This window comes from Vibrio sp. Sgm 5 (assembly GCF_026241575.1).
Classification (GTDB): Bacteria; Pseudomonadota; Gammaproteobacteria; order Enterobacterales; family Vibrionaceae; genus Vibrio; species Vibrio jasicida.
This window is the reverse complement of the sequence record NZ_JAPHPY010000002.1, coordinates 57672-74382: the sequence shown is the minus strand read 5'-3', so window position 1 is coordinate 74382 and position 16711 is coordinate 57672. Positions and strand designations below refer to the sequence as shown.

Annotated in this window: 12 protein-coding genes; 2 read left to right on the top strand and 10 right to left on the bottom strand. The window is 44.0% G+C overall.

Annotated elements, in window-relative coordinates; all coding sequences use genetic code 11:
• Positions 1 to 71: 71 nt before the first annotated feature.
• A complete protein-coding gene (gene glmS / locus OQJ86_RS01615; RefSeq protein WP_038866157.1) occupies positions 72 to 1904 on the bottom strand; it encodes a glutamine--fructose-6-phosphate transaminase (isomerizing) in 1833 nt (610 codons plus the stop codon).
• Positions 1905 to 2019: 115 nt separating this feature from the next.
• Positions 2020 to 2781 (bottom strand): DeoR/GlpR family DNA-binding transcription regulator, encoded by a 762-nt coding sequence (locus tag OQJ86_RS01610; protein WP_038866154.1) that lies wholly within the window; start codon positions 2779 to 2781, stop codon positions 2020 to 2022.
• A 432-nt stretch (positions 2782 to 3213) separates the two neighbouring features.
• On the opposite strand from OQJ86_RS01610, the gene pykF reads away from it, so the two are divergent.
• Positions 3214 to 4626: a pyruvate kinase PykF gene (gene pykF, locus OQJ86_RS01605; protein WP_038866152.1), complete on the top strand. Its 1413-nt coding sequence runs from the start codon at positions 3214 to 3216 to the stop codon at positions 4624 to 4626.
• Between the two features lie 152 nt (positions 4627 to 4778).
• On the top strand, positions 4779 to 5450 hold the full coding sequence (locus OQJ86_RS01600; RefSeq protein ID WP_081094899.1) for a GntR family transcriptional regulator: 672 nt from the start codon (positions 4779 to 4781) through the stop codon (positions 5448 to 5450).
• A 74-nt stretch (positions 5451 to 5524) separates the two neighbouring features.
• On the opposite strand, the gene OQJ86_RS01595 is transcribed toward OQJ86_RS01600, so the two are convergent.
• The 8 genes from OQJ86_RS01595 to OQJ86_RS01560 form a co-directional block, all read right to left on the bottom strand.
• Complete coding sequence (locus tag OQJ86_RS01595; protein WP_265985596.1) at positions 5525 to 7405, bottom strand: diguanylate cyclase; 1881 nt, start codon at positions 7403 to 7405, stop codon at positions 5525 to 5527.
• 131 nt (positions 7406 to 7536) lie between these two features.
• On the bottom strand, positions 7537 to 8031 hold the full coding sequence (gene ilvN / locus OQJ86_RS01590) for an acetolactate synthase small subunit (protein WP_009843336.1): 495 nt from the start codon (positions 8029 to 8031) through the stop codon (positions 7537 to 7539).
• Between the two features lies 1 nt (position 8032).
• A complete protein-coding gene (locus OQJ86_RS01585; protein ID WP_038866146.1) occupies positions 8033 to 9757 on the bottom strand; it encodes an acetolactate synthase 3 large subunit in 1725 nt (574 codons plus the stop codon).
• 448 nt (positions 9758 to 10205) lie between these two features.
• The gene (locus OQJ86_RS01580; protein WP_038878299.1) at positions 10206 to 12014 is read right to left on the bottom strand and encodes an AMP-dependent synthetase/ligase; all 1809 of its coding nucleotides are present in this window, start codon (positions 12012 to 12014) and stop codon (positions 10206 to 10208) included.
• 293 nt (positions 12015 to 12307) lie between these two features.
• Positions 12308 to 13273 carry a LysR family transcriptional regulator CalR gene (gene calR / locus OQJ86_RS01575; RefSeq protein ID WP_038866143.1) on the bottom strand — a complete coding sequence of 322 codons (966 nt, stop codon included), beginning with the start codon at positions 13271 to 13273 and terminating at the stop codon, positions 12308 to 12310.
• 530 nt (positions 13274 to 13803) lie between these two features.
• Positions 13804 to 14850 (bottom strand): MJ1255/VC2487 family glycosyltransferase, encoded by a 1047-nt coding sequence (locus OQJ86_RS01570; protein ID WP_038878302.1) that lies wholly within the window; start codon positions 14848 to 14850, stop codon positions 13804 to 13806.
• A gap of 3 nt (positions 14851 to 14853) precedes the next feature.
• Positions 14854 to 15402, bottom strand: coding sequence for a phosphatase PAP2 family protein (locus tag OQJ86_RS01565; RefSeq protein WP_038866139.1), 549 nt, complete (start codon positions 15400 to 15402; stop codon positions 14854 to 14856).
• Positions 15403 to 15591: 189 nt separating this feature from the next.
• The gene (locus tag OQJ86_RS01560; protein WP_265985594.1) at positions 15592 to 16383 is read right to left on the bottom strand and encodes an SH3 domain-containing protein; all 792 of its coding nucleotides are present in this window, start codon (positions 16381 to 16383) and stop codon (positions 15592 to 15594) included.
• Positions 16384 to 16711: the final 328 nt, after the last annotated feature.

The window sequence follows — 16711 nt, the reverse complement described above, 5'->3', positions numbered from 1 at the left end:
TTCGCTTTAGGTTCTGGCTACTTACATAGCACAACATAAGCAAGTGTAATCTTAATCACACCTTGTAGTAGTTACTCTACCGTTACCGCCTTCGCTAAGTTACGAGGTTGGTCTACGTCCGTACCTTTGATCAGTGCAACGTAGTAAGAAAGCAACTGCATTGGAATCGTGTAGTAGATTGCTGCTGTGATTTCGCTTACGTGTGGCATCTTGATGATTTTCATCGTCTCATCGCCTTCAAAACCAGCGTCTTCATCTGCAAATACGTAAAGCAAACCACCGCGAGCACGCACTTCTTCAACGTTTGATTTCAGTTTCTCTAGAAGATCGTTACTTGGTGCAACAACCACAACTGGCATGTCAGCATCAATTAGCGCTAGAGGGCCGTGTTTCAGTTCACCTGCTGCGTACGCTTCTGCGTGAATGTAAGAGATCTCTTTCAGTTTTAGAGACGCTTCCATCGCGATTGGGTAGAACTCACCACGACCTAGGAACAGTGTGTGGTGTTTATCTGCGAAATCAGGTGCTAGTGCTTCGATTTCTTTTTCGAAAGACAGCGCTGCATTGATTTGCTTTGGAAGGGCATGAAGTGCTTCTACGATCTCTTTTTCTTTCTCTTTGCTGATGCGGTTTTGTTGCTTACCAAGAGCAGTTACCAGCATCAGTAGCGCTGAAAGCTGAGTCGTAAACGCTTTAGTTGATGCCACACCAATTTCCACGCCTGCACGGGTCATAAATGCAAAGTCAGATTCACGAACCAAAGAAGAACCCGCTACGTTACAGATGGTCATTGCCGCCATGTAACCTTTCTCTTTTGCTAGGCGAAGAGCTGCTAGCGTATCAGCGGTTTCACCAGATTGAGAAAGCGTGATCAATAGGCTGTTTGGACGCGTTACAAACTTGCGGTAACGGAATTCAGAAGCGATTTCTACGTCACAGCTTACACCTGCAATGTCTTCGAACCAGTAACGCGCGGTCATACCTGCGTTGTAAGACGTACCACATGCAACGATCTGTACGTGCTCAACTTTGCTTAGGATTTCTGCCGCGTTAACACCTATTGCTTCAGTGACAACAGAATCAGCCGTGATACGACCTTCCATCGTGTTGATCAGCGCAGTTGGTTGCTCGTAAATTTCTTTCTGCATGAAGTGACGGTATTGACCTTTATCACCCGCATCGTGTTCAGCGTTTGATTCTGTGATTTCGCGTTCTACGCGCTCACCTGTTGCATCAAATACAGTCACGTCACGACGAGTGATCTCAGCTACGTCACCTTCTTCTAGGTACATGAAACGGCGTGTTACGTTAAGGAGCGCAAGTTGGTCAGAAGCAAGGAAGTTTTCACCCACACCAAAACCAATGACGATTGGACTGCCTGAACGTGCCACTACGATGCGTGAAGGGTCTTTACGATCCAACGCTACCGTGCCGTATGCGCCATCCAATTGTTTTGCTGTCTTCTGTACCGCCTCTAGTAGCGTTTCTGAAGTGCGAAGCTCCCACTCAACCATGTGAGCGATAACTTCAGTATCCGTTTGAGATTCAAATACGTAACCACGAGATTGAAGCAGTTCACGTAGCTCTTCATGGTTTTCGATGATGCCATTGTGTACCACTGCGATGTCACCAGACATGTGTGGGTGTGCGTTCACTTCTGAAGGTTCACCGTGTGTTGCCCAACGAGTGTGCGCAATACCAGTACCACCGATCACTTTCGCTTCGTCTACTGCGTCTGCCAGCTCTTGTACCTTACCTAGACGACGAATACGCGTTAAATTTGTCTCACCATCAACAATCGCAACGCCCGCAGAGTCGTAACCGCGGTATTCCAAGCGGCGTAGGCCTTCAACTAAAATTTCTGCAACATCTCGTTGTGCTACTGCACCTACGATTCCACACATGTGTTTATCTCCGTTTGTAGTTTTGTTCTTCCCTGACCATGATTTCAAATAGAGGCAGCAAGCAAAGGCCTTTATCCAGAGGGAAGTGAAATATGAAACTGTTTACATTATTAGATTAGGCGCAAATGACTTTAACGCCATGTTGTTCAATCTGTACTTTGTGTTCTGGTTGTAACTCTGCATCAGTAACCAACACATTAATTTGGTCCCAAGCGAGTTCTAAGTTCGGGATCTTACGTCCCACTTTCTCAGACTCAATCATGACAATGACTTCACGAGACACTTCTGCCATGACTTTACTTAAGCCAATTAACTCATTAAACGTGGTAGTTCCGCGCTCTAAATCGATACCATCAGCACCAATAAATAACTGGTCGAAGTCGTAAGCACGTAATACAGATTCGGCTACTTTGCCTTGGAAGGATTCTGAGTGCGTATCCCAAGTTCCGCCTGTCATTAACAAGGTTGGTTCGCTCTCTAATTCGTTAAGTGCATTGGCGACATGCAACGAGTTGGTCATGACAACCAAGCCTCGTTTATCATTTAATTGCTGAATCAGCGCAGCCGTTGTACTGCCACTGTCGATCACAATTCGGTTATGTTCTCGGATCAGTGATGCCGCTGCTTTTGCCAGACTTAACTTTCGACTCGAAACATTTGGACTCATTTCTTCATGGATAACTTCCGTTGGAATCGCAATGGCGCCACCGTAACGGCGCAAAAGTTGTCCGTTTTTCTCTAAAGAAGCTAAGTCCTTTCTAATCGTGACCTCTGAGGTTTCAAATTTTTGTGCCAGCTCATCAACGCTGACTTCCCCAAGCTCATTTACTAGGTTAGAAATGGCGTGTCTTCTTAATTGAGTGTTTCGTTTCGACATTTAAGTTTTGATTTTAAGTTTCGACTTGAAACTTATTATAGTCAAATCGAAACTTTTAAGTCCATTTATTTCGATCCAAAAAATTAATATTTCTCGTTAAAACCTTGTCCTAAGACAATTCTTAAACAGTGATATTGGATTCATTCGGTGGTAGAATTCGCCACCGAAAAGAAAAAAAATTACAGAATTGACGGTTATTTTTTTGCAACTTTCTGCATATAAAGTGGGATTAGTCACAAAAAGGTAACCAAAATCGCCGATCTTTTAGTCATAAAATGACTAAACTTGGTGAAAGACTTTCAGAACCTGAAGTTCTAATAATGAGGCGGAAAATCGGTGAATGGCAGGCACTAAATGCCATCAAAAGCGCCTAACTTCAGACTAAATAACCGACTTTCAAATTGTAACTATACTTACCGGAGAGTATCTTCCATGAAAAAGACCAAAATCGTATGTACGATTGGCCCTAAAACTGAATCTGTAGAGAAGCTAACTGAACTAGTAAACGCAGGCATGAACGTTATGCGTCTTAACTTCTCTCACGGTGATTTCGCAGAGCACGGCACTCGTATTGCGAACTTCCGCGAAGTAATGGACAAAGTAGGTAAGCAACTTGCTATCCTTCTTGATACTAAAGGCCCAGAAATCCGCACTATCAAGCTAGAAGGCGGTAACGACGTAGATCTAGTAGCTGGTCAAGAATTCACTTTCACAACTGATACTTCAGTTGTTGGTAACAAAGAGACTGTAGCGGTAACTTACGCTGGTTTCGCAGCAGACCTAAACGCTGGTAACACAATCCTAGTAGATGACGGCCTAATTGAAATGGAAGTTATCTCTACGACTGAAACAGAAGTTAAGTGTAAAGTTCTTAACAACGGCGCACTAGGCGAAAACAAAGGTGTTAACCTTCCTGGCGTTTCTGTTCAACTTCCAGCTCTTTCTGAGAAAGACAAAGCTGACCTTAAATTTGGTTGTGAGCAAGGCGTTGATTTCGTAGCTGCTTCTTTCATCCGTAAAGCATCTGACGTTAAAGAAATCCGTGAGATCCTAGACGCAAACGGCGGCAACGATATCCACATCATCTCTAAGATCGAGAACCAAGAAGGTGTAGATAACTTCGACGAAATCCTAGAGCTTTCTGACGGTATCATGGTTGCTCGTGGTGACCTAGGTGTTGAAATCCCAGCTGAAGAAGTAATCTTCGCTCAGAAAATGATGATCGAGAAGTGTAACCGTGCACGTAAGATGGTTATCACTGCAACTCAAATGCTTGATTCTATGATCAACAACCCACGTCCAACTCGTGCAGAAGCGGGTGACGTTGCGAACGCAATCATGGACGGTACTGACGCAGTAATGCTTTCTGGTGAAACTGCTAAAGGTAAGTACCCAGTTGAAGCTGTTACTATCATGGCTCAAATCGCGAACCGTACTGATTCTGCTCTTAAAGCTGAACTAGGTTCTCGTCTAGACAGCCCACGTCTTCGCATTACTGAAGCAGTATGTAAAGGCGCAGTAGACACAGCAGAAAAACTAGCAGCTCCTCTAATCATCGTTGCAACTGAAGGCGGTAAATCTGCACGTTCAGTACGTAAATACTTCCCAACTGCAAACATCATTGCACTGACAACTAACCAAAAGACAGCTGCTCAGCTTGTTCTTACTAAAGGTGTTCGTCCAGTTCTTGTTGAGTCTATCGACAGCACAGATGCTTTCTACAAAATGGGTAAAGAATACGCTCTTGAAGCTGAATTCGGCAGCAAAGGCGACATCGTTGTTATGGTTTCTGGTGCTCTAGTAGCTTCAGGCACAACGAACACAGCTTCTGTACACGTTCTATAAGACTGAAGAATTCAATCATCAGTTAAATAAAAAAGAGGGCTTCGGCCCTCTTTTTTTATATATTTAATCTTGCCCTCATAATCAGTACGCTGTATTATCAATCACAACCGAACTACGTACTGTTTAGTTGTCGTTACGATAATAAAAATTTCATGAGGTTGCTTGTGTCCAGTCCTACCCTTACCGATAAAGTTGCAAAAATGATCTGTCAGGACATCCTGACTGGTGAACTCAAACCAAGTCAAAAGCTTGTAGTTGCTGATCTGAAAGTGAAGTACAACGTGGGTGCATCACCTATTCGCGAAGCACTTGTACAACTGTCTTGGAGCAAGTATGTAAAGCTTGAACCGCAAAAAGGCTGTTGGGTTGCCCCTGTCTGTAAAAAGGAGCTGAATGACCTTTACGAAAGCCTTCGTGTTGTTTCTTCTGTTCTGCTTAAAAAGGCGATTTTAGCGGGTGATGAGAGCTGGGAACTGGATGTATTAACGTCATACCACAAATTGTCTCGCCTGAACTTCGATGAAACTTTCTGCTGGAAAGAGTGGGAAGAACGCCACCATCAATTCCATATTTCTCTATTGGAAGGAGCAGACTCTAAGAACATGTTTGACTTCTTCAGTGACCTGATCAATCAGATCAAGCGTTACCGTTACTTCGCAATGCAAACATTAAGCTCAGAAAAGGATGTACTGTTCAACATTGATGAGCATGAGATGATCATGAAGTTGGTACTGGCGAAGAACAGCGAAGAAGCTATGGACTTACTTGATAAGCACTTGCTAAGCTCAATGGAGCGTATTGAATTGGCGATTGAAACCGCTTAAATCGCACAAAGTCTAGCCATAAAAAAATCGGGAAGTACCCGATTTTTTTGTATTCGCCTTCAAAGCGACGTAGGTTACGCTATGTCATCAAAGCTGTGGCAAATCGAGACTCGATTACGCCCTGCACTTTTCGATTCATACAACGCAATATCAGCACACTTATAAGTGCGAGTGCGATCCGCGGTTAAATCACTATAGCCGACACTCACCGTCACCGACTGTTCTGAATTCTGTTCTACCGCAACTCGCAATCGGTTCAATACCACTTCCGCCTCTTGTGTCGAAGTATGAGGCATGATCACCGCAAACTCTTCACCACCAACACGGGCGACAAAGTCGGTATTTCTAACGCCTTCTTGTAACGTCTCCGCGACACCAAGAATCACTTTGTCACCCTCATCATGACCGAGTTCATCATTGATGCGCTTAAAGTGGTCGATATCAAACAACGCCAAACAAGTTGTGGGGGTATCAGGATAACGCTCAAACATATTGGCATGCTGCGTCAATTGTTCTTCAAACTTCCTACGGTTCCAAAGACTGGTTAAACCGTCTTTTTCACTCAAGTTACGTAATTTTTCTTCCAACAATTTTCGTTCAGAAATATCCACCAACGACGTAATGTAGTAACTGACTTTTCCTGATTTGGCCATGATAGCTTGGATACGCATGATGGCCGTAAATACATGGTTGAGCTTCGTTCGACAACGAACTTCCCCCTCCCAAACATGTTCCACACCCAACTTACTCCAAATCGAAAGGATGTTTTCAATGTCTTCCGGCAAGAAAATCAGATTATGAGCGTTCCAACCTCGCAATCGATTTGATGAGTAGCCCATCATGTTCTCAAACTCTTGGTTCACCATCATGATGCGATGTGAGGTGTCTGAAATCATCACAGCGGTCATGCCATCCAACGCGGCACGAGCCAACTTGGATTCGATACTATGCCGACGGTAATGGAGTGCCAACGTGGTAATCGGCAAAGCGAACACCAGCATCAAACTGAGGACAAATAAGGCTTCTTGGGCTAAGTCATCAATATCTCTTTCTGCTCGTTCAAGCAGTTGTTCTTGAGAAAGATCGATGATCAGATGCAATGGTTCACCAGGGACAAACTCAATGGTGTTGAACGCAATGAGGTGTTTACCGTCATACCCAAAACCCATTTTTTCTGAGCCCATATTTTGCCAAATGTCTGGGTGCATTAGGCCAAAATTAAAGCGATCACGATCTGGAATGATGTCGCCATACAATTTATCACTGTGTAAGCTCGCGACATAAAAACCGGGCTGGTTAATCAGTTCGATGTTGAAATCTCGAACCGGTGAATAGTTCAATCGGGAGGAGAGGTATTGAACGTCGATATTTAATACCAAGTACCCTTCTCGTACCCCATTCATCGCGACAGGCATCATGATTCGAACTGATGGTCGATATGGGTGAATCAAGTCACCATTTTCTTTTTCTAATTCAATACCCCAAGACCCAATTTGATCGTCTTTAAGGTTTTGCGCATAAAGAAAATATTCTCGTTCGGACTTGTCTTGAAGCTTACGAGCAGGAGCCGCAGTACGAATTTTGAAGTCGTAATTAATACGAACATTCTCTCGACCAGCAAGGTTTAAAAAGCGGATCTGCGTGTACCACTTTTGGTTCACCGCAACTGAACTCCACACCTCTTCTAGAATCGCTAAATTTTTGGGATTAGGGTGTCGTAAATAATCATAAAGACTTTGACTGTGACCGAGCAGGTCGCTAATGGAGGATATTTGGTCCTGAACGTTATTGTATTCACGTTCAGAATAGGCCAATTGATGAAGTGCTTCCTTGGCCGTATTTTCTACATTATTAGCCAACAAGCTTTGGTATTTTTGATAATAATAGGTAGAGATTAACGCGCTAAAAAATAGCGTTGTCGCCAACAAAGAGCCGACTAACCTTCTGACTTTCACGCGTACTACTACCCATTTTGTTTACGAAACCATCAATTATATCATCAGTTGTTATTTTCTAAACAAAAAGCCATCGATTTCACGATGGCTTATCACAAATACCCAATGACTTGGATAGAAGGTTTCAGTTATTACGGCTTAAGACAGCGCTCTCCGCGAGCAACCCCAACCACACCACTTCGTGCTACCTCTACCACTTCAGTCACTTCTGAAATAGCTTGAATGAACGCATCCAACTTCTCACTGGTTCCCGCCAACTGAACGGTGTATTGAGAAGCGGTCACATCAACAATCTGCCCACGGAAGATGTCAGCCGTGCGTTTCACTTCTGCTCTCGCAAAGCCGCTCGCTTTCACTTTCACCATCATCAGCTCACGCTCAATGTGTTCAAACTCTGTCACCTCTTGAACTTTAAGCACATCAATAAGCTTATGCAGTTGTTTCTGAATCTGCTCTAATTGCATCTCATCAGAGTTGGTCGTGATGTTCAAACGCGACAAGGTTTCATCATCGGTTGGAGATACGTTCAACGATTCAATGTTGTAACCACGCTGAGAAAACAGACCGACAACGCGAGACAATGCACCAGGTTGGTTTTCCATTAACAAAGAAATAATGTGTCTCATATTACGTTCTCTCCGTTTTGCTTAGCCACATTTTGTCCATACCCTCGCCTTTAATCTGCATTGGGTATACGTGCTCGGTTTCATCTACGTTGATGTCGACAAACACCAAACGATCTTTCATATCCAACGCTTTTTGTAGACCCGCTTCGAGTTGATCTGGCGTTTCAATACGGATACCGACGTGGCCATAAGCTTCTGCAATTGCAGCAAAATCAGGAACAGAACTCATGTACGAGTTAGAGTGACGACCTTGGTAAATAATGTCTTGCCATTGTTTTACCATGCCTAAGAATCGGTTATTTAGGTTGATGATCTTCACTGGAATGTCGTATTGCATTGCCGTCGACAATTCTTGAATGTTCATCTGGATACTGCCATCACCAGTGACAACCACCACTTCTTCTTCTGGCATCGCGAATTTCACCCCCATACCAGCAGGCAAGCCGAAGCCCATAGTGCCAAGACCGCCAGAGTTTATCCAACGACGCGGCTTATTAAATGGGTAGTACAACGCGGCAAACATTTGGTGCTGACCTACATCCGATGCCACGTAAGCATCACCATTGGTGAGCTTGTGCAGCGTTTCAATTACTTGTTGCGGTTTAATGCGTTCCGGAGAGGTCTCATATGCTAGGCAATCACGCTCACGCCATACTTGGATGTCTTCCCACCACTTAGCGATGGCTTGCGTATCATTACTGCTGTTTTGCTCATTCAGCAAGCCAACCATGGTCGCGAGCACCTTATCGGCAGAACCTACGATAGGAAGATCCACTTTGACGTTTTTCGAAATCGAAGACGGGTCAATATCGATGTGCATGATCTTCGCGTTAGGACAGTACTTTTCTAAGTTATTCGTCGTACGATCATCGAAGCGCACACCAATACCAAAGATTAAGTCGGCTTCATGCATCGCCATATTGGCTTCATAAGTACCGTGCATACCTAACATTCCCAACGAGTTCTTATGCGTTCCTGGAAAGGCACCTAAACCCATCAGAGTGCTAACAACAGGCAGATTCAATTCATCGGATAAGGTTTGAATGTGCTCATGCGCACCGGAAATCACCGCACCGCCACCAATATAAAGAACCGGTTTCTTCGCCTCTACTAGAGCTTTAAGCGCTTTTTTGATCTGGCCCTTATGGCCTGAGGTCGTTGGTTTGTACGAACGCATCGAGATGTTTTCAGGATACTCGTAAGGAAGCTTGATTTGCGGATTCAAAATATCCTTCGGCAAATCAATCACAACCGGACCAGGTCGGCCAGTTGTCGAGATATAAAACGCTTTTTTGATCGTCTCAGGAATGTCTTCTGCCTTTTTTACCAAGAAGCTGTGTTTTACGACAGGGCGAGATACACCCACAATGTCACACTCTTGGAAGGCGTCGTTACCGATAAGATTATTCGGCACGTTACCTGAAATAACGATCATTGGGATCGAGTCCATGTACGCTGTAGCAATACCCGTGATGGTATTGGTTGCACCAGGACCCGAACATACTAGCACTACGCCCGGCTTACCGGTTGCGCGAGCATAACCATCGGCCATGTGAGTCGCAGCTTGCTCGTGTCGTACTAATACGTGTTTAATTTGGTCGGTTTTTGCGTGCAGTGCATCGTAGATATCCAGAACGGATCCACCAGGGTAACCAAAGATTTGCTCTACGCTCTCTTCGATCAGAGATTGCACTACCATCTCTGCGCCTGACAACATTGCTGTCATAATTGCTCTCCTTACCAGTTTTCCTCTCCGTAAGGCCAACGGATTGGGCTGGTTTTACATAGTCTAGGTCTTATTCGTAGCCTAATAGAAATACTTCCACTTTTTCAGCTATGTCCTGCGCTTGTCATAACAAAACGCAAGGTAACACAACAAATGTAACGTTTTATTATCAACGGGTCTAATGAGAGTTGAGTCAAAATTTAAACAAGATGCTATAAATCAGAACAAAACTAGGATTAGGCACTAACCAATAAGCACAAATTAGAATCAAGACCATGCTCAAGGAAGAAATAAAGTGAATAATTTCACCAAAAATCACCAAAAAGAACAATTTCTCCTTCAAGAAGGGGATTAATAAGTGTGAAATACGGGCACAAAAAAATCCCCAACGGCATAATCAAGCCAGCTGGGGATTTTTTCATCAATCTGAAATCTAAGTCAGCTTAAGTTACTTTTTATCTGACTTTTCGTTGTACATTTCTTCAATTTCATCTTGGTATTTATCGTTAATCACTTTACGACGCAATTTCTGAGTCGGTGTTAATTCACCTTCATCCATCGAGAAAGCTTTTGGTAACAGTTTGAATTTCTTAACTTGCTCAAACTTCGCTAGCTCTTTTTGTAGGTCGTTTACGCGCTTCTCTAACATTTCTACCACTTGGTGGTGTTTGATCAACTCAACGCGGTCGTGATATTTGATGTTCAGTTCTTTTGCGTACTCTTCTAGCGAGTCGTAACACGGTACGATCAGCGCAGATACAAACTTACGTGTATCGGCAATCACAGCAATCTGCTCAATAAAGTGGTCTTTACCGATCGCACCTTCAACAACCTGAGGCGCAATGTACTTACCATTTGAGGTCTTCATCAGCTCTTTAATACGGTCAGTAATGAACAAGTTGCCATTTTCATCAATGTAACCTGCATCGCCCGTTTTCAAGAAACCATGTTCGTCGAAAGTCTTCTCGGTTTCTTCTGGCATTTTGTAGTAACCACGCATCACCATTGGACCACGCACTAAGATCTCGTTGTTTTCACCGATCTTAACTTGTGCGCCAGGCATTGCCATACCGATAGAGTCAGGACTAAAGCATTGGTCATCCCAACAAGAAACTGTTGCTGTTGTTTCTGTCATGCCGTAGCCAAGCTTTACGTTGATACCGATTGCGTGAAAGAAGCGACCAATCGTCTCATCCAACTTCGCACCGCCACATGGCATGAAGTTGATGCGGCCACCCAGCAATGCACGTAGCTTACTCAGAACCAGTTTATCCGCCAGAGCGTAGGACTTACGCAGCATCAACGATGGCTTGCGATTTTCTTGATGACATGCCGCCATCTTCGCGCCCATGTTAACTGCCCACGTGAACATCACTTTACGGTGGATTGGAGCACGGGATACTTTCTCATGGATAGCAGAGAAAATTTTCTCATAGAAACGAGGTACCGCACTCATAACGGTAGGGCGCACTTCGCTTAGTGCATCACGCACTTGCATGGTGTCTTGTAGGTAGCAGTTAGTCGCGCCTTTGTAGAGCACATAGAACGTCCAAGCTCGCTCAAATACATGTGATAGCGGAAGGAAACACAAAGACACATCATCTTCCGTCAAACTTAAACGCTCATCGTGGCCTTCAAGCTGAGCCGAAATGTTAGCGTAATCCAACATTACGCCTTTTGGCTGTCCCGTGGTACCAGAGGTATAAATCAATGTAAGAAGATCTTCTTCTTGCGCCTGCTCTAAACGAGAAGTTAATTCGCTCTGATGACTATCGTCACCTTTAGCGATGAAATCATCCCACGTCATTGCAAACGTGTGTTCGCCAAGTTCAATGTCATTCGACATCGCGACAATCAGTTCTAGCTGCTGACATTCGCCAAAGATGCTGACGGCTGCGTCAAATTGAGGCTGCTCACCGACAAACAGTACTTTTACGTCTGCATTGTCGATGATGTAAGCAGACTGCGCTGCTGTGTTGGTTGGGTAGATAGGTACGGTTACGCCACGCAATTGCAGCGCTGCAAAATCAGCGATGGTCCATTGCGGCATATTGTTCGAGAAGATACCGATCTTATCTTGAACGCCCAATCCTTGAGCCAAAAGTGCAAGTGACAAAGCATCTACTTGCTGCCCAAACTGCTCCCAAGTAATACCCTGCCATGCATCACCCACTTTATGTTTGAGTGCAACACGAGTACCACCCTTCGCAATTTGTTCACGAATACGTTTAACGATATGAAAATCTAACTTGGCCATTCTCTACATTACCTTTTGGCTTACAGGCGTAAGCTATTTGAGCGCACAAGTGTAACCTCGACGCCTAAAAACGCAACTGACCATTATCAAACTTATCATTATTAAGAGAGCACTATCACTAATGAGAGCATAGCAGGTCTTTAACTGTTGAAGGTTTAATCAACTTAAGTCGCTGTTTCGGTTATTAATTAGCAGAAATAAAAAGACCCCGAGAGACAGAGTACTCTCGGGGCCAAGGAATTGTAAAAATTGATGATTACAAATCCAGTCTGACCAGTTAGTCAGACGATAAATTAAGCTTGTTTAAGCGCAACCACTTCACCACAAGTGATCATTAGCTGGTCGCGTAGCCAGATGTGGCCTTTGTCTTTCTCGCTTGATTCATGCCAGCTTAGGTAACCGCTGATTTCTTTGTTTTCAAACGGGAAATCTAGGATTTGTAGTTGATCGCTGTTTACTGCGTTTTCAGCCATCCAACGTGGTGCAATCGTAACAAGTTCAGATTGGCTTACTACGTATAGCAGGTTGCTTAGGCTTGAACCTTCGTACGCAGCTTGGCAGTCAAGCTCACGGTACGCTTGCTCAGAGAAACTACGTTGACCATGTACACGTGAAAGTTTCGCGTGTTTTTCGTTGATCAGTTGCTCAGCAGATACGCCACCTTGAATACGAGGGTGCGTCTTAGATGCAATCACAACTAACTCATCTTTGAAGATTTCAGTGCTTGAGAAACCTTGGTCATCGAAACGCGCGTAGTCGATTACGAAGTCGATTTCTTGGTAGCGCATGCGTTCAGATAGAAGACGATCAAATTCCGCATCTAGGTGAAGCTGTACGCTTGGCGCTTGCTCGTTGACGTTCGCCATAATGCGAGGTGCAAAACGCATGTCACATGGGCTACAAATCGCTAGCTTAAATAGACGAGTTGAAGACTCAGGCTGGAATACTGAGCTTGGTAGTTCATTACGGATAAGTTGTAGTGCTTGGCGGATTGGGCCAAACAGTTGACGAGCACGTTGAGTCGGCTGAATACCGCGACCCTGACGCATAAATAGCTCATCGTTGAACATCACTTTTAGACGTGCAACCGCATTACTTACTGCTGGTTGTGACATGCCTAGGTTGTGCGCTGCACGAGTAATGTTTTGCTCTTGCATCACAGCATCAAATACGGTCAATAGGTTTAAATCTACACCACGCAATGTGCTTTCCATACGGTAGCTAGCAATTGCGCTCATCGCGTCTTTTTTATCTAACATTGAGTGCGCCTCTTTGTAATCGTCAATTTGGTTCAATGAATTCTTAACGAATAGAATCTCTGTGCGCACAAACAACCGTGGCTGGATTCAGATCATTTTCAGGAATAGAACACCGAATTTGTATTATATTTATCGTCCGGATGTTTCCGGCTTGAACTGTACTATCAACTAATCAATCAAGGTTTCGCAACTAGATTGATATTTAATCATTAAATTTTAGCCAATTAGGTATTTAACCTTTAACTATCATAACCTTAAGAAAAACATAAAAAAGTATAAAACGACTAAATCAGAGATTTCTGACAACCTATTTAGCACGTTAATGACATTCTACAGGGCTCACACAACTCATTTGCCCAACTTATTCTTTGCAGCTCACTTCAAAAACCAGCGTCAATACTTTGGTTCACAAAGTGCACAAATCAGTTAAAGAGGCAGCAAAATCACAGTGAATAGAAATGATATTGAGGGCATAAAAATTCAGCAGCTTCGCAAAGAAACTGCTGTTATTGAAAAGACAAATGAATGGGTTATATATTGGAGACGTAGCTAGGAAAATCAACTTGCTCCCACAGCTCTTCAGAGAGCTTCTCTGGTGTGTCCCACGCACCTTGCAAGACCCATGATGCGATGGCTTTCGCTACGTCTGGGTATTTGACGCTTTCAGCTTGCTGCTCTTTCAACCACTGACGAACAATTGAAATATCCAGACTCTCCATCGATGTAGCTAGACCAAGATCTTCTAACGTTGCAACATTGCTCTGCTGTTCAAATTGTCCAGCGAGTGGCTTGAGCAAAAGTTTTTTGCCCAATGACAACGCCTCCGATGGCAATTCAAACCCACCATTGGCAATCACACCACTGCAACGTTGAAGGTGATGCTGGAAGTTGGTGTGGCACAGCGGTCTCAGCTCGATATTCTCAATCCGCTCACACTCAATCACGTTAGGGTGATAGCAAACAAACGTCTGTTGGTTAAAATGAAACAGCAAATCACTGATGTCTTCTATCGATTCGAATGGCAAATACACTAAAACAAAGTCGTCGTTATCCATGGTGTTTTCTAACGTATGCACAATCGGAGGTAATATCGGTTGGTCGAAATGATACCAATGCAACCCTAAATGATGCTGCGAAGGAGCGAAATGCTCAATGACAGACTTATCGAACCAACTCGCGCCTTTCAGTGGTACTGGATAACGGAACGCATTTTGGTGACTGATGCCAATGCATGGTTTGTTTTGCTTACGAGCCGCCCAAGCTGAAACGGGCTCAAAATCATTGATAACCAAGTCATAGCGAGACAAATCCAGTTGCTGAACTTCTTTGAAAAACTGAATCAGATTGTTGCTCAATGCCGTTTTGGCGTAATTTACCGAGCCTTTCTCTGTGATAAAAGTAAAACCTCGACACGTCTGATAATCACCGAACGCTTCCATCGAGAAATATTTCTCAGGCTCACGACCTGAAAATAGAAAATCAACCTGAACTTCATGCGCTTTAAATGCCTCACTCATCGCTCTCGCTCGAGCAATGTGACCATTTCCCGTTCCTTGAACACCGTACAGGATTTTCATTCATTAGCCTCCTACTATGGCCAAAGCAATAGAACCACAAAGGCCGCCTAACAAAGCGCCAATGATGATGTCAGTGAAAAAATGCACCCCGAGCAAAACGCGCGACGTGCCAATTAAGCTCGCCCACACAAAGGCGAAAGTTCCAAGCTCTGGGTAAAAATGATTGATGATGGTCGCCATCACAAAACCAGCAGCCGTGTGTCCAGAAGGTAAGCTGTAGCGATCTGAAGGGGTAATAAAAGCAGGAAGCATTGCGCTCAGTTCTTCGGGCCGACGTCGTTTAAAGCTGTTCTTTAACGTCCAATAAATCGGGAGCTCGATAGCAAATGCAATCAGACCAGCGAGTAAAAACCACTGCCCTTGCTGTTGATCTAAAAACCAGGCTAATAAGCCAAGCACAACATAAAGGTGCCCATCTCCGCTGTGTGAGACCCCTTTACTGATGTTGGCGACCTGTTGATTAAAACGGTGCTGTAAGCACACACTAGAAAACGCCAAATCGAACTTAGCGATAGTGGCGATTGGCTGTGAAATTGTCTCTAAAGCTCGCATGTTACTTCCCTTTACTTTGACAATACCTTTGTATGAAAAGTAGGTGCTGAAAGTGACAGCTACATGACGAGAATTTGGACAATTGATGACAAACGATGTTTCAGAGAGAGAGGAAAAGCCTGAAGAGGCATAGGCTTCAGTGACACAATATTGGTATCACTGAAGATTCAAAATGGTAGGCGTTGCGAATTACGATCGATCCGAGCTCTCAGCTGGCGCATCGATATACCAGATTTTTCTCTGCTTGCGACAGGCTCGAAGCGAGCCTGTGGTGATATTGCCATTTTTGGTCAGTTCGTAACTGAGATCACGACAGGTGTAACTACCGAACAACTCATTATCTTTTGGCTTATCTACCGATGAAGTTTCATCACTTAACAGAGGGTTAGGTTTGATAGAAAGAATATCGCGATTCACGACATTGCTGCGAGCATAGTCTTTATGGACATAACCTCTGATCAGGCCTTTTTGTTCAACCAACAACCAAGGTTCTCCTTCCACTTTGGCAATCGCGTTAAACACTTCACCTTTTGTTAGCTCCCCCAACTTCTCTCCATCTAAGCTAGGATTAGATCGCAAGTTAAGTGTGGTTTTCGAACGATAAGAGACATCCATAAACTCTAACGTTTTTGATGTGTCCACACCCTCAACGACGGGACGGCTGACTTCAGCCTCTTTCCATTGATTTGGCTGAACACGAATCTTCCACCATGTGTAAGTGTCCGGGTCTTTACCTTTAAACTTATCGCGGTTATCTGATTCCAATGCCACCAGCATTTGATTTAAAAAGGACTCGCGTCCATCTTCACTTAAATACTGATCCATTTGATGATTAATCACCATGACACTTTGGGCATGATCATTTCTCATCACAGAAGAAGCCGTTGCTTCAGCCGTTCCAAACTGAAGCAGCTGACAGCCAGACAGAGAAAGTACCGCTATCGCCAGTGTCGAACGTCCGAGTTGTTTCGCGAAATCCATCAATCCTCAACCTATTTGCTTGTAAAATCCATCCATGCAACCGCTCTACTATAAAACGCTCTAATGGAATTAGGCTAATCAATTAACCCCTTTGTGTGATAGCTCGCAAAGCGTGCGGTATAAAACTTCTCTCTCTATTACTCTTCTCATGATTAATACTTGCTCGAATACAATTTTCCACGCACTAATAAGTGTGCAAAAAAAGTGGCTACCAAAGTAACCACTTTTCGACTCGTTAATGGTTGGTTGAAGTTCGGTTCCAAACCTCCGTAGACCAAGTATTGTTGCTTCGCTCTCTTTGGACAATACCTTTGCTATCATAACTATC